The sequence below is a fragment of the Pseudomonas sp. DWRC2-2 genome, assembly GCF_049897885.1.
GTDB classification, from domain to species: Bacteria; Pseudomonadota; Gammaproteobacteria; order Pseudomonadales; family Pseudomonadaceae; genus Aquipseudomonas; species Aquipseudomonas azotoformans_A.
In genome coordinates this window covers 230,510-243,779 of the sequence record NZ_JAFCXD010000003.1, presented here as the reverse complement: position 1 = coordinate 243,779, position 13,270 = coordinate 230,510, and the positions used below count along the sequence as shown (strand labels likewise).

The window sequence follows — 13,270 nt, the reverse complement described above, 5'->3', positions numbered from 1 at the left end:
CAGTGCTTCACTGCACGAGTTATGTGAGTCGGAGGTTTTTTCGTATGACCACTTCTTTGCAACCTGCTTATGCCTTGGTCCCGGGTGCGAACCTGGAAGCCTATGTGCACACGGTCAACAGCATTCCATTGCTGACGCCCGAGCAGGAGCGTGAACTGGCCGAGAGTCTCTACTATGAGCAGGATTTGGGGGCGGCTCGGCAGATGGTGCTCGCCCACCTGCGTTTTGTTGTACATATCGCCCGTAGCTACAGCGGCTACGGCCTGGCCCAGGCTGACCTGATCCAGGAAGGCAACGTTGGCCTGATGAAGGCTGTGAAACGCTTCAACCCGGAAATGGGTGTGCGTCTGGTGTCGTTTGCTGTGCACTGGATCAAGGCGGAAATCCACGAGTTCATCCTGCGCAACTGGCGCATCGTGAAAGTGGCGACCACCAAGGCCCAGCGCAAGTTGTTCTTCAACCTGCGCAGCCAGAAAAAACGCCTGGCGTGGCTGAATAATGAGGAAGTCCACCGCGTGGCCGAAAGCCTCGGTGTGGAGCCCCGTGAAGTCCGCGAGATGGAAAGCCGTTTGACCGGCCATGACATGGCCTTCGACCCGGCCGCCGAAGCGGACGACGACAGCGCCTTCCAATCGCCTGCCAACTACCTGGAAGACCACCGGTACGACCCGGCGCGTCAACTGGAGGATGCGGACTGGAGCGACAACTCCAACCACAACCTGCACGAAGCGCTGGAAGTGCTGGACGACCGCAGCCGTGACATCCTCTACCAGCGCTGGCTGGCGGAAGACAAAGCCACGCTGCACGACCTGGCGCAGAAGTACAACGTGTCGGCCGAGCGGATTCGTCAGCTTGAGAAAAGCGCGATGAACAAGCTGAAGTTGTCGATCGCCGCCTAAAACGCAGCGAAAAGACAAAAAAATGCCCCGATCGAAAGGTCGGGGCATTTTTTGTTTGGGACTTAGGATCAGTCAGACCATGGTGCTTTGCGCGAGTTGTTCAGTTCGACCAAATAGCCATCCCCACCCAGCTGACTCATCTGCTGCCGAATCCACGCCGCGCGCCGCGCCACATACGCCGTCGGATGACTGGCACTCCACACCCGAGGGTTAGGCAACACTGCCGCCAGATAGCTGGCCTGCTGGCGCGATAACCCCTTGGCACTCACGCCGAAGTGATGCCGAGCCGCCGCTTCCGCGCCAAACACCCCCTCATCCCACTCAACACTGTTGAGATACACCTCAAGAATCCGCTGTTTGGGCCACAACACCTCGATCAAGCCGGTGAACCAGGCTTCCAGGCCTTTGCGCAAATAACTGCGGCCGGCCCACAGGAACAGGTTCTTCGACACCTGCTGGCTCAAGGTACTGGCGCCGCGAATCGAGCCGCCGCGCTCGTTGTGCAGGATCGCCGCCTGGATCGCACCGAAGTCAAAACCCCAATGCTGCGGGAAGCGCTGGTCTTCGCCGGCCATCACCGCCACTTTAAGGTCGTCGGAGATCTCATCCCACGGCACCCAGCTGCGCTGCAGGTCAATGGGTTCGCCGTCGAACCAGGATTCAACCTTGCGTTCCACCATCAGCGCGGTGAACGGCGGCGGGACGACACGAAACAGCAACACCAGCAGCACACTGCCGATGGCAAACCATTTCACGACGTTGAGAAAGCGTTTGAAGAGGAGACGCAGCATAGAGATGGCTTGGCCGAACCCGTTGAGCGGGCCATTATACAGACCCGGCCCTTTGAGTCTGACTGGAGTTCCTCATGTTGCGTGGCTTTCTGATGTTGGCTGCCTTTTTCGGCTTCACCGGTGTCGCGCTCGGCGCGTTCGCCGCCCATGGCCTGAAAAACCGCTTGAGCGCCGAGTACCTGGCGATCTTCCATACCGGCGTGACCTACCAACTGGTGCATACCCTGGCGTTGTTCGGTGTGGCGTTGCTGGCGGCGCATATTCCTGGCCGGTTGGTCAGCTGGGCGGGCATCTCGTTTACTGTCGGTATCCTGTTGTTCTCCGGCAGCCTGTATGTGCTGACGCTGACAGGTTTCAGCAAGCTAGGCATCATCACGCCGTTTGGTGGGCTGGCGTTCCTTTTAGGTTGGTTTTTCCTCGGTCTGGCGGCATGGCGCCTGCAGGCCGCCTGACCAAGGGGCTTGGGCCGGCAACGTCAATCGGGCTAGAATGCGGGCCCCTTAAAACGATGGCGGCCCGTGGCATGCGCATTCAGTTGAACGGCGAATCCTTTGAACTGCCCGACGGTGAAACCGTTGCGGCCCTGCTGACCCGTCTGGACCTGACCGGGCGTCGTGTCGCAGTGGAACTCAACCTGGATATCGTCCCGCGTAGCCTGCACGCCGAAACTGCGCTCACCGAAGGTGACCAGGTCGAAGTGGTCCACGCCATCGGCGGCGGCTAGTCGCGCTGCTTCCTGAATTCTGCAGAACCTCACCCCATTTCGAGGATTTCCCATGAGCATCGTTCGTAGCGACAAGCCCTTCGTCCTGGCCGGTCGTACCTTCCAGTCCCGTCTGCTGGTCGGCACCGGCAAGTACCGCGACATGGAAGAAACCCGCCTGGCCATCGAAGCCTCGGGCGCCGAGATCGTCACCTTCGCCGTGCGCCGCACCAACCTGGGCCAGATCGAAGGCGAGCCGAACCTGCTCGAAGTGCTGTCGCCGGATCGCTACACCTTCCTGCCGAACACTGCCGGTTGCTACGACGCCATCGAAGCCGTGCGCACCTGCCGCCTGGCGCGTGAGCTGCTCGACGGCCATAACCTGGTGAAGCTGGAAGTGCTGGCCGACCAGAAAACCCTGTTCCCCAACGTGATCGAAACCCTCAAGGCCGCCGAAACCCTGGTCAAGGAAGGCTTCGACGTGATGGTCTACACCAGCGATGACCCGATCATCGCGCGCCAACTGGCAGAAATCGGCTGCATCGCCGTCATGCCGCTGGCCGGCCTGATCGGTTCCGGCCTGGGTATCTGCAATCCGTACAACCTGCAGATCATCCTTGAAGAAGCCAAGATTCCGGTGCTGGTGGATGCCGGCGTGGGCACCGCCTCCGACGCGACCATCGCCATGGAGCTGGGCTGCGATGCGGTGCTGATGAACTCGGCCATCGCCCACGCCCAGCAGCCGATCATGATGGCGCAAGCCATGAACCACGCCATCGTCGCGGGCCGCCTGGCCTACCTCGCCGGTCGTATGCCGAAAAAACTCTACGCCAGCGCCTCCTCGCCGCTGGATGGTCTGATCAAGTAAGAGCCATTGATGACTGAATCAAACGAAACGCCGAACACCCTGGAAGAAGGCGACGAGTCCAAGCACCGCCGCATCAAGAGTTTTGTGATGCGCGCCGGTCGCATGACCGAAGGCCAGCAAAAGGGCCTGGAGCAAGGTACGCCGCTGTTCGTGTTGCCGCTGGCCGATGCGCCGGTGGATTACGACCAGGTGTTCGGCCGTTCGGCCCCGCGTTCCCTGGAAATCGGCTTCGGCATGGGCCACTCCCTGCTGGAAATGGCCGCCGCCGCGCCGGACCAGGACTTCATCGGTGTGGAAGTGCACCGCCCAGGTGTCGGCGCGCTGCTCAATGGCGTGCTGACCCAAGGGCTGACCAACCTGCGCGTGTATGACTGCGACGCGATCGAAGTGCTCAACAGCTGCATCGCCGACAACAGCCTCGACCGCCTGATGTTGTTCTTCCCGGACCCATGGCACAAATCCCGTCACCACAAGCGTCGCATCGTCCAGGCCTCCTTCGCGGAGCTGGTACGTAGCAAGCTGAAAGTGGGCGGCATCTTGCACATGGCCACCGACTGGGAACCGTATGCGGAATACATGCTGGAAGTGATGGATGTAGCGCCTGGCTATCGCAACTTGGCCGAAGACGGCAAATGCGTGCCACGCCCGGCTGAGCGGCCGATCACCAAGTTCGAGCGTCGCGGCGAGCGGCTGGGACATGGCGTGTGGGATCTGAAGTTCGAAAAAATCGACTGAGTAGCACACGGTCAAAACTGTGGGAGCTGGCTTGCCTGCGATAGCATCACCTCGGTATCACTGATACACCGAGGTGTCTGCATCGCAGGCAAGCCAGCTCCCACATTTGTTTTGTGTTGGGCTTTAAGTCAGCGGCGGTCTGCAACGACGCCAATCAACACCAGCACCACCACCAACACCGGCGCCAGGCTGTAGTTATTGAACTGGCTCAACCCTCGCACAATCCACGGCGTGGCATAGATCAACGCCGCGCCGCTGCCGATCATGCACACCAGCGCCATCAACGGTACGCGCAACGCACCGGCGATGCTGCCCAAGCGCGCTTCCACCCAACCTTTGATGTCAGCGCCAAACAGCACCAGCAGGCAGCCCACAAGGGCCAGGGAAATTTCCGACAGGTTGCTACGGCTCCAGCGGGACACGGTGGCGAGCAGGTCGAGTACCAAATCCATTCGATTTCCTTAAGAGCGATCAGCTCAAAAACGTCTGCAACAGGTCATTGAGAAAGAGTTGCCCACGGTCGGTCGCCGCCAGGCGTGACGGTTCGACCTGCATTAAGCCACTTTGTTCGGCCTCGCGGCGGCCTTCATCGAGGCTCGCCAGATCGAGGCCGGTACGCTCGGCGTAGAGCCTGGCCTCGACGCCCTCGGTGAGGCGCAACGCGTTCATCAGGAACTCGAATGGCAATTCTTCGTTGGTTAGTTCCTTCGCGCCGGCCTGAAAGCTTTTGGCCGGGTTGAGGTAGTCCTTCGGTGCTCGGGTCTTCCAGCTGCGCACGATGCGCCCGTCGGGGTGGCTGAGCTTGCCGTGGGCTCCGGCGCCGATGCCGATGAAGTCGCCGAAGCTCCAGTAGTTCAGGTTATGCCGTGCCGGGCGACCCGGTTGGGCATAGGCCGACACTTCGTATTGCGCGTAACCGTGTTCGGCAAGCAGCGCCTGGCCGGCTTCCTGGATGTCCCACAACGTGTCGTCTTCCGGCAGCGCGGGCGGCTGGTTCCAGAATACGGTGTTGGGTTCCAGGGTCAGTTGGTACCACGACAAATGCGTCGGCTTTAGCGCGATGGCCTGGCGCAGGTCGCTCAGGGCATCGTCCAGGGACTGATCGGGCAAACCGTGCATCAAGTCCAGGTTGAAGTTATCGAACCCGGCCTGGCGCGCCATGCCAGCGGCACGCACGGCTTCGTCGCCATTGTGGATACGGCCGAGGGCCTCAAGCTTTTCCTGCTGGAAGCTCTGGATGCCGATGGACAGGCGGTTGATCCCCAGCTTGCGATAGGCGACGAACTTCTCTTGTTCGAAGGTCCCTGGGTTGGCTTCCAGGGTGATTTCGATATCACTGGCAAACGGGATGCGCGCTTCCACACCCTTGAGCAGGCGGCCCAATGCGGCGGCGCTGAACAGGCTTGGCGTACCGCCGCCAAAGAAGATCGAACTCAGCTCACGACCGTACACAGCGTGCAGATCCTGGTCGAGATCTGCCAGCAAGGCTTCCACATACTCCTCTTCCGGCAGCACCTTGCTGGCGGTGTGGGAGTTGAAGTCGCAATAGGGGCATTTGCGCACGCACCACGGGATGTGGATATACAGCGCCAGGGGCGGCAGTACCGGCAAGGCCGCCCGAGGTGTTTGCGCGCCGCCGTGGATCAGCGGCTGCGCAGAGGTGTTCTGGGTCATTTCAGGCTCAGGCGTTGGCGCAGCAAATCCATTGCGCGAGCACGGTGGCTGATCTGGTTCTTGTCGGCCGGGCTCAGTTCGGCGCTGGAGACATTGCGCTCCGGCACCCAGAACAGCGGGTCATAACCAAACCCATGTTCACCACTGGGCGCATGCAGGATGCGCCCGTGCCACAGGCCTTCGCACAGGATCGGCAGCGGGTCATCGGCGTGGCGCACCAGGGCCAGTACGCAGACGAACTGCGCGCCGCGCTCGGCGTCCGGCACGTCCTTGAGCGCGTCCAGCAGCTTGGCGTTGTTGGCCGCGTCGCCCTTGCCGTCGGCATACCGCGCCGAATAGATGCCAGGGGCGCCGCCGAGGAAGTCCACCGCCAGGCCCGAGTCGTCCGCCAGCGCCGGCAGGCCGGAGATGCGTGCGGCGTTGCGTGCCTTGAGGATGGCGTTCTCGACGAACGACAAGCCGGTCTCTTCGGGCTCTACATGGCTGAACTCGCCAATGGAGCGCAGGTGCACGGAGTCGCCGAGCATCGCCTGCAATTCTTTGAGTTTGCCGGCGTTATGGCTGGCCAGTACGAGTTGGGTGAGTTTCATCATTCGGCCGGGAACAGTTCTTGGTTGAATTGGAAGCTATGGGCTTTGCCACCGGTTTCAACGTTGATGGTAAACGTCTTGTATTCCCGCTGGGTCACGGAGTAGGGCGCGAGATAGTTGACGCCGCCTTTCTCGTTGATCTGCTTGAAGGTCAGGATCTCGCTCTTGCCGCCCAGGTCCTTGATGGTGCCGGTGACTTGCGCGGCCACCGGGGTCACGCCCTTGATCACGGTCACGTTGATCAGGCCCTTCTCCTTGCTGCGCACCACACCGACGGCCTGGGCTGTTTCCGGTTGCAGGAAGCTGGAGGTGAAGGTGTTGTAGTGCACGGTGATGTCACCGAAGTCTTTCTTGCGGTTAGCGTCTATTGCGTCTGCGGCCACGGCGCTGGCGCCCAGGCAGGCGGTCAATAGAAAAATAGCCAAACGACTCATGAGCGTCCCTCTTGAAGATGATTAGACGGCAATCTTGTGGTCGGTCAGGCCAGGACTGCTGACCCGGTAAATACCAATTTCGCCCAACAGGTTGGGCCATAGTTTACTCGCCCAGCCGTGGCGGTGCTGTTGATCGACGGCAAGGCGGTTGATCACCTTGGCTTCACGCTCGCCACACAGCGCTTCGAAGTCTTCGAAGGTGCAGAAGTGGATGTTCGGCGTGTTGTACCAGGTGTAGGGCAGGAAGTCCGACACCGGCATGCGGCCCTTGGTGGCCAGGTACCAGCGGCAGCGCCAGTGGCCGAAGTTCGGGAAGGTGATGATGCACTGGCGGCCGACGCGCAGCATTTCGTCGAGGATGCGGTCCGGGTAGTGCACGGCTTGCAGTGCCTGGGTCATCACCACGATGTCGAAGCTGTTGCTGGCAAAGTTGCCCAGGCCCTTGTCCAGGTCTTGCTCGATCACGTTGATGCCCTTGGCCACGCACTGGGCGATGTTGTCCGGGTCGTTTTCCAGGCCGTAGCCGGTGACTTGCTTGTTGTCGCGCAGCCAGCTCAGCAGTTCGCCATCGCCGCAGCCCAGGTCGAGCACGCGGCTGCCGGCGGGGATCCATTCTTGGATGATTTCCAGGTCGGCTCTCATGGCGTTCTCACACAGTAATCCGGTTCATGTAATTGCCGAACGCCTGCAAGTAACGCGGGATCGGAATCAGGAAGGCGTCGTGGCCTTGCGGCGCATCGATTTCCAGGTAGCAAACGTCTTTGCGCGCGGCCATCAGCGCATCCACCAGCTCACGGGAGCGGGCCGGCGAGAAGCGCCAGTCGGTGGTGAACGACATCACGCAGAACTTGGCCGTGGCGCCTTCGAAGGTTTTCGCCAGGTCGTCGTCATGGTTGGCCGCCGGGTCGAAATAGTCCAGCGCCTTGGTCATCAGCAGGTAGGTGTTGGCGTCGAAACGCCCGGAGAACTCCTCACCCTGATAACGCAGGTAGCTTTCCACCTGGAACTCGACGCTGTGGAAGTCGTAGTTGAGCTTCTCACTCTTGAGGCCACGGCCGAATTTCTCGCCCATGGAGTCATCGGACAGGTAGGTGATATGCCCCACCATCCGCGCCAGCATCAGGCCGCGCTTGGGGATCACCCCGGCTTCCTGGAACGATCCGCCGTGGAACTCTGGGTCAGTCAGGATGGCCTGGCGCGCCACTTCGTTGAAGGCGATGTTCTGCGCCGACAACTTGGGCGCCGAGGCGATGGCCAGGCAATGGCGAACGCGGTCCGGGTAAGTGATGGTCCATTGCAGCGCCTGCATGCCACCCAGGCTGCCACCGATCACGGCGGCCCATTGGTGGATGCCGAGCAAGTCGGCGAGGCGGGCCTGGCTGTGCACCCAGTCTTCCACGGTCAGCACCGGGAAATCGGCGCCGAACGGCTTGCCGGTTTCCGGGTTGATACTGCTCGGGCCGGTGGAACCGTTGCAGCCGCCGAGGTTGTTCAGGCTGACCACGAAGAACTTGTTGGTGTCGATGGGCTTGCCGGGGCCGATGCAACTGTCCCACCAGCCGGGCTTGCGCTCGTCGACCGAGTGGAAACCGGCGGCGTGATGATGGCCGGACAAGGCATGGCAGATCAGCACGGCGTTGCTCGCCGTGGCGTTCAGTTGGCCGTAGGTTTCATAGATCAGGTCATAGGCAGGCAGCGAACGCCCGCAGGCCAGGGCCAGCGGTTCGCTGAAGTGCGCCACTTGGGGCACGACCAGTCCAACAGAATCGGGGGGAAAGGCAGCTGGCATCGACCCTGCTCTCGTTTAAATGAGGCGTAAGTCTAAAGACCGCTGCACCTAGCGGCAAGCAATGGCGAGGGAGGGGCCTCCCTCGCCAGGGAACATCAGATCAGCAGGCGCAGAATCTCTGGCATGCCGGTCATGGCTGCCAGGTTGTTGATCACCAGCATGTCGAGCAACTTGAGCACCATGAACGCCAGGATCGGCGAAATATCCAGGCCGCCCAGGTTCGGCAGCAGACGGCGGAACGGCGCCAGGGCCGGTTCGCAGATCTGGTTCACCAGCTCGGCGCCAGGGTTGTGGCTGCCGGGGGCGACCCAGGACAGGATCACGCTGATGATCAGGGCGAAGAAGAAGATTTTCAGGAACAGCGCGGTCACGCCGATGATGGCCCAGACCAGCAGTTGCACGAAGTTGCCGGTGGTGCCATAGGTCAGCAGCAGGGTCAGCGCCATCAAGGCCAGCTGTACCAGGATTGCCAGCACCAGCGACGACATGTCCAGGCCAAACAGGCTCGGAATGATCCGACGCAACGGCTTGAGCAGCGGCTGGGTGGCCTTGACGATGAACTGGCAGAGCGGGTTGTAGAAGTTCGCACGCACCAGTTGCAGCACGAAGCGCATCAGTACGATCAGCAGGTACAGACTGCCGAGGGTTTGCAGCACATAGACGGCTGCGGTGTTCAAACCAATCATGTTGGCTCCTTATTTGCCCAGTTGTTCGGCGAGTTCCGCCGAGCGGTGCGCAGCGGCACCCAATGCTTTTTCCACCAGGGCTTCAAAGCCCCCGGCCTGGAACGACTCGATGGCCGCCTGTGTGGTGCCGCCTGGCGAGGTCACGCGACGGCGCAATTCGGCGGCGTCCACATCGCTGGCCACCGCCATATGCGCGGCACCCAGGGCAGTCTGCTCGGCCAGTTGCTCGGCCACGTCCCTGGACAGGCCCAGTTTCACGCCAGCGGCAGTCATGGCCTCGATCAGCAGGAAGAAATACGCCGGGCCGCTGCCGGATACGGCGGTGACCGCGTCCAGTTGCTGCTCCTGCTCCAGCCACAGGGCGAGGCCCACGGCGGACAGCAGCTCTTGCGCCTGGTTGCGCTGCTCGGCGCTCACTTGCGCGGTGGCATACAGCCCGCTCACACCTTGGCTGACCAGTGCTGGCGTATTGGGCATGCAGCGCACGATCGGCTGGGCACCGAGCCACGCGTTCATGCTGGCGCAGGTGATGCCGGCGGCGATAGACACCACCAGTTGCTGCGGCTGCAGGCTCGGACGCAGGCTTTCGCACACGGCTTTCATGGCCTGCGGCTTAACGGCCAGCACGATGACATCGACGCCCTGGATGGCCTCGGCGTTGTCGGCAAAGGTTTCAATGCCGTGCTCGGCGCTGACGCGGGCACGGGTGTCGGCGCCTGGGTCGCTGGCGCGGATCTGCGCGGCGTCCAGGCCCTTGGCCCGCAGGCCACCGATCAGGCTGGCCGCCATGTTACCGGCGCCGATAAAGGCAATACGCGTGTTGCTCATGACAGGTCCTTACTCAGAGGGAAGTCAGCCATTTCATGGCTGGCCGTAGTCGCGGGCACCAAACAGGGCGGTACCGATCCGCACCCAGGTGGCGCCTTGGGCAATGGCCGACTCAAGGTCGTGGCTCATGCCCATGGAAAGTGTGTCCAGCGGCAGGTTCAGGCTGTTTTGCAGGTCGCGTACCGCGGCGAACGCTGCGTCTTGCGCGGTCCGATCTTCAGTCGGCTCCGGAATCGCCATCAGGCCACGCAGTTTCAGGCGCGGCAGGGCGTTGATCGCATGGGCCAGGGCCGGCAGGTCGGCGGGTGTACAGCCGGACTTGCTGGCTTCGCCACTGACATTGACCTGGATGCAGATATTCAGCGGTGGCAGGTCGGCCGGGCGTTGTTCGGACAAGCGTTGAGCGATTTTGAGGCGGTCCACGGAATGCACCCAAGCGAAGTTCTCGGCGATAGCGCGCGTCTTGTTCGATTGAATGGGGCCGATGAAGTGCCAACTCAAGGGCAGGTCGGTTAATTCGGCCTGTTTGCCCAGGGCTTCCTGCAGGTAGTTCTCGCCAAAGTCGCGCATGCCGGCGGCATAGGCTTCGCGCACGGCTTGCGCGGGTTTGGTCTTGCTCACGGCCAGCAGGTGGATGCTGCTTGCGTCACGTTGCACGGCGTCGGCTGCGGCGCGGATGCGCTGGCTAACCTGGCCGATGTTGTCTGCTATCGTCGACATTCAAGATGCGCCCGTGGATATGGAGTCCGCGGCATTCTACTGGAAATGGAAAGCCCTATGGATATCACTGAATTACTCACGGCCAGCGTGCGCCGTGGAGCCTCCGACCTGCATGTGTCTTCCGGCCTGGCGCCGATGCTGCGGCTGGATGGCGAGGTCTGGCCGCTGGAGGGGCCGGTGCTTTCACCTACGCAAGTAGCGGACTTATTGAGCCCTTTGCTCACTCAGCACCAACAAAAGGATTTCGAAACATCTCTTGAAACAGACTTTGCCTTCGAACTGCCCGGCGTGGCGCGGTTCCGGGCCAATGTATTCCGGCAGGATCGCGGCATGAGTGCGGTGTTTCGCACCATCCCTTCTGAGGTCCAAAGCCTGGAAAACCTTGGCCTTGGCGAAGTGTTCCAGCGTATCGCCCAACTGCCACGTGGTCTGGTGCTGGTCACCGGCCCGACCGGCTCGGGCAAGTCTACGACTCTGGCGGCGATGATCGATTTTCTCAATCAGCATCGGCGTCAGCACATCCTCACCCTTGAAGACCCCATCGAATTTATCCACACGCCGAAAATGGCGTTGATCAACCAGCGCCAGGTGCATCGCGATACCCATGGTTTTTCCACTGCCTTGCGCTCGGCACTGCGCGAAGACCCGGACGTGATCCTGGTGGGCGAACTGCGCGACCTGGAAACCATCCACCTCGCGCTGACGGCGGCTGAGACCGGGCACCTGGTGTTTGGCACCCTGCACACCAGTTCGGCGGCAAAGACGGTCGACCGGCTGGTGGACGTGTTCCCGGCCGGGGAAAAGGCCATGGTCCGCTCGATGCTGTCGGAGTCTTTGCAGGCGGTGGTGTCTCAGGTACTGGTGAAGAAAGTCGGCGGCGGACGCGTGGCGGCTCATGAAATCATGCTGGGCACGCCGGCCATTCGGAATTTGATCCGGGAGGACAAGGTGGCGCAGATGGTTTCAGCGATTCAGACGGGTGGGGCGTTGGGGATGAAGACGTTGGATATGAGCTTGAAGGCGCTGGTCGGGGCGGGGGTGATCAGCCGGGAAGAGGCGCGGGAGAAAGCGAGGGTGCCAGCAGACATATGAGGCATTAAGAACAATGTAAATCAAATGTGGGAGCGGGCTTGCTCGCGAATGCGGAGTGTCAGTCAACAAATTAATCGACTGATCCACCGCTTTCGCGAGCAAGCCCGCTCCCACATGGAGTACTGCATTTCAGTCTGAAATCAGCGCTGAACGACCCGCAAGTTGTTCTGCTCTTTCGGCAACACCCGCTTGGCAATCACGTAATTCTTGTCCCAGAACGGCTTCTTCAGGGTGTCGATACTCACCGACTTGCCACGACGCGGTGCGTGGATGAAGCGGTCGTTGCCCAGGTAGATGGCAACGTGGTTCACCTGGCGGCTCTTCAGTTTGAAGAACAGCAGGTCGCCGGGTTTCAGGTCCTTGCGATCAACTTTCTGCCCGTGGCCGGCGGCCATGGCGTTGGAAGTGCGCGGCAAATCCACGGCGGCTACGTCGTTGAACGCATATTTCACCAAGCCGCTGCAGTCGAACCCTTTACTTGGGCTGCTGCCGCCCCAACGATAAGGGGTACCGAGCACGTTGACCGCGCGGCTGAGGACGGTGCTGCTCTGCTTGGTGTTGACGCCAACCAGGCCTGGGACTGCTTTGCCGTTATGGGCCTTGCTCAGTTGAGTCGGGCGGTTGACGGTCAGCTTTACCGACTTGGCGGTGCTTGGCGTGCTGTGGACTTTAGGGGTGAAACCGTTAACGTTAGGAAGTCGTTGCTCACGATTGGTGGCGTGGGCGGCCAGTGGCATTAATAGGCAAATGGTTAGCCATGTCTTGAAAAATGGTCGCATTAGGCGTGGCTCTTATGGGTTTGCGCGCAACTTTATAACAGCTTTTTGTGCCGTTCTCAGGCCGTTTGTCGACTGAACCTTGACGTCAAAATCAGGAAAAACGCGACGATTCGCCGCAATTGTCCTACACAAGTCAGGTGGCATAAGGCTTTCAGGGCAGGGAAGATACCATTTGCCGTACGTCGGGCGCCTGTAAAAAAGTCACAAAGAAAATGAAAAAATTTATCTATCGAGGCAAAAGAGGTACGCGATGAACACCTATCAGCAGATTGGCCCGCAGCAAGACACCCACAGTAAGGTGATCGGTTACCTGCTGTGGATTTTCGGTTTTACCGGGGCGCATCGCTTCTATTACGGCAAACCCGTCACCGGCACGATCTGGTTTTTCACCCTCGGTCTGTTGGGTATTGGCTGGCTGATCGACTTTTTCCTGATTCCGGCCATGGACCGTGAAGCGGACCTGCGTTTTACCGCCGGGCCCATCGAATACAACGTGGCCTGGATCCTGTTGGCGTTTCTGGGGGTATTTGGCGTGCACCGCATGTACCAGGGCAAATGGATCACCGGCTTGATCTACCTGCTGACCGGCGGCTTGTTCCTGGTGGGGGTGCTGTATGACTTCTGGACGTTGAATACGCAGATTTCGATCCGCAATGCCGAACGCAATTCCGGGCGGTAAATA

Annotated in this window: 18 protein-coding genes; 7 read left to right on the top strand and 11 right to left on the bottom strand. The window is 60.9% G+C overall.

Going from position 1 to position 13,270, the window contains the following annotated elements:
* The first annotated feature begins 44 nt into the window (after nt 1-44).
* Entirely contained in the window at nt 45-899 is an 855-nt protein-coding gene (gene rpoH, locus ACP7EW_RS16415) for an RNA polymerase sigma factor RpoH (protein ID WP_016972967.1), read from the top strand.
* A gap of 68 nt (nt 900-967) precedes the next feature.
* On the opposite strand, the gene mtgA is transcribed toward rpoH, so the two are convergent.
* Nucleotides 968-1,690, bottom strand: a complete 723-nt coding sequence (gene mtgA, locus ACP7EW_RS16410; protein WP_016976027.1) for a monofunctional biosynthetic peptidoglycan transglycosylase — start codon at nt 1,688-1,690, stop codon at nt 968-970.
* Nucleotides 1,691-1,764: 74 nt separating this feature from the next.
* Here mtgA and ACP7EW_RS16405 point away from each other — a divergent pair, with 74 nt between their 5' ends.
* From ACP7EW_RS16405 to trmB, 4 genes are all read left to right on the top strand, one after another.
* Complete coding sequence (locus tag ACP7EW_RS16405; protein WP_105697151.1) at nt 1,765-2,142, top strand: DUF423 domain-containing protein; 378 nt, start codon at nt 1,765-1,767, stop codon at nt 2,140-2,142.
* Between the two features lie 71 nt (nt 2,143-2,213).
* The gene (gene thiS, locus ACP7EW_RS16400) at nt 2,214-2,414 is read left to right on the top strand and encodes a sulfur carrier protein ThiS (RefSeq protein WP_015886354.1); all 201 of its coding nucleotides are present in this window, start codon (nt 2,214-2,216) and stop codon (nt 2,412-2,414) included.
* 52 nt (nt 2,415-2,466) lie between these two features.
* On the top strand, nt 2,467-3,261 hold the full coding sequence (locus ACP7EW_RS16395) for a thiazole synthase (RefSeq protein WP_016976029.1): 795 nt from the start codon (nt 2,467-2,469) through the stop codon (nt 3,259-3,261).
* A gap of 9 nt (nt 3,262-3,270) precedes the next feature.
* Entirely contained in the window at nt 3,271-3,996 is a 726-nt protein-coding gene (trmB, locus tag ACP7EW_RS16390) for a tRNA (guanosine(46)-N7)-methyltransferase TrmB (protein ID WP_426218362.1), read from the top strand.
* Between the two features lie 128 nt (nt 3,997-4,124).
* On the opposite strand, the gene ACP7EW_RS16385 is transcribed toward trmB, so the two are convergent.
* From ACP7EW_RS16385 to ACP7EW_RS16345, 9 genes are all read right to left on the bottom strand, one after another.
* Entirely contained in the window at nt 4,125-4,448 is a 324-nt protein-coding gene (locus ACP7EW_RS16385) for a DUF3392 domain-containing protein (protein ID WP_016972961.1), read from the bottom strand.
* Nucleotides 4,449-4,467: 19 nt separating this feature from the next.
* Nucleotides 4,468-5,670 (bottom strand): radical SAM family heme chaperone HemW, encoded by a 1,203-nt coding sequence (hemW, locus tag ACP7EW_RS16380; RefSeq protein ID WP_426218360.1) that lies wholly within the window; start codon nt 5,668-5,670, stop codon nt 4,468-4,470.
* Entirely contained in the window at nt 5,667-6,263 is a 597-nt protein-coding gene (rdgB, locus tag ACP7EW_RS16375; RefSeq protein ID WP_426218358.1) for an RdgB/HAM1 family non-canonical purine NTP pyrophosphatase, read from the bottom strand. The genes hemW and rdgB overlap by 4 nt, the downstream gene beginning before the upstream one ends.
* Nucleotides 6,260-6,694, bottom strand: coding sequence for a DUF4426 domain-containing protein (locus ACP7EW_RS16370; RefSeq protein WP_016976033.1), 435 nt, complete (start codon nt 6,692-6,694; stop codon nt 6,260-6,262). Before ACP7EW_RS16370 ends, rdgB begins: the two co-directional genes overlap by 4 nt.
* A gap of 21 nt (nt 6,695-6,715) precedes the next feature.
* Nucleotides 6,716-7,336 carry a methionine biosynthesis protein MetW gene (gene metW / locus ACP7EW_RS16365; protein ID WP_010207236.1) on the bottom strand — a complete coding sequence of 207 codons (621 nt, stop codon included), beginning with the start codon at nt 7,334-7,336 and terminating at the stop codon, nt 6,716-6,718.
* Between the two features lie 7 nt (nt 7,337-7,343).
* On the bottom strand, nt 7,344-8,483 hold the full coding sequence (gene metX / locus ACP7EW_RS16360) for a homoserine O-succinyltransferase MetX (RefSeq protein WP_095013877.1): 1,140 nt from the start codon (nt 8,481-8,483) through the stop codon (nt 7,344-7,346).
* Nucleotides 8,484-8,578: 95 nt separating this feature from the next.
* Nucleotides 8,579-9,169, bottom strand: coding sequence for a YggT family protein (locus tag ACP7EW_RS16355; RefSeq protein ID WP_033897055.1), 591 nt, complete (start codon nt 9,167-9,169; stop codon nt 8,579-8,581).
* A 9-nt stretch (nt 9,170-9,178) separates the two neighbouring features.
* Nucleotides 9,179-9,997: a pyrroline-5-carboxylate reductase gene (proC, locus tag ACP7EW_RS16350; RefSeq protein WP_426218356.1), complete on the bottom strand. Its 819-nt coding sequence runs from the start codon at nt 9,995-9,997 to the stop codon at nt 9,179-9,181.
* Nucleotides 9,998-10,030: 33 nt separating this feature from the next.
* A complete protein-coding gene (locus ACP7EW_RS16345) occupies nt 10,031-10,717 on the bottom strand; it encodes a YggS family pyridoxal phosphate-dependent enzyme (RefSeq protein WP_033897058.1) in 687 nt (228 codons plus the stop codon).
* A 57-nt stretch (nt 10,718-10,774) separates the two neighbouring features.
* Between ACP7EW_RS16345 and ACP7EW_RS16340 the strand changes: the two genes are divergently transcribed.
* A complete protein-coding gene (locus ACP7EW_RS16340; RefSeq protein ID WP_426218353.1) occupies nt 10,775-11,809 on the top strand; it encodes a type IV pilus twitching motility protein PilT in 1,035 nt (344 codons plus the stop codon).
* A 140-nt stretch (nt 11,810-11,949) separates the two neighbouring features.
* On the opposite strand, the gene ACP7EW_RS16335 is transcribed toward ACP7EW_RS16340, so the two are convergent.
* Nucleotides 11,950-12,588, bottom strand: coding sequence for a C40 family peptidase (locus ACP7EW_RS16335; RefSeq protein WP_033897060.1), 639 nt, complete (start codon nt 12,586-12,588; stop codon nt 11,950-11,952).
* A gap of 250 nt (nt 12,589-12,838) precedes the next feature.
* Between ACP7EW_RS16335 and ACP7EW_RS16330 the strand changes: the two genes are divergently transcribed.
* On the top strand, nt 12,839-13,267 hold the full coding sequence (locus tag ACP7EW_RS16330) for an NINE protein (protein WP_033897061.1): 429 nt from the start codon (nt 12,839-12,841) through the stop codon (nt 13,265-13,267).
* Nucleotides 13,268-13,270 lie beyond the last annotated feature (3 nt).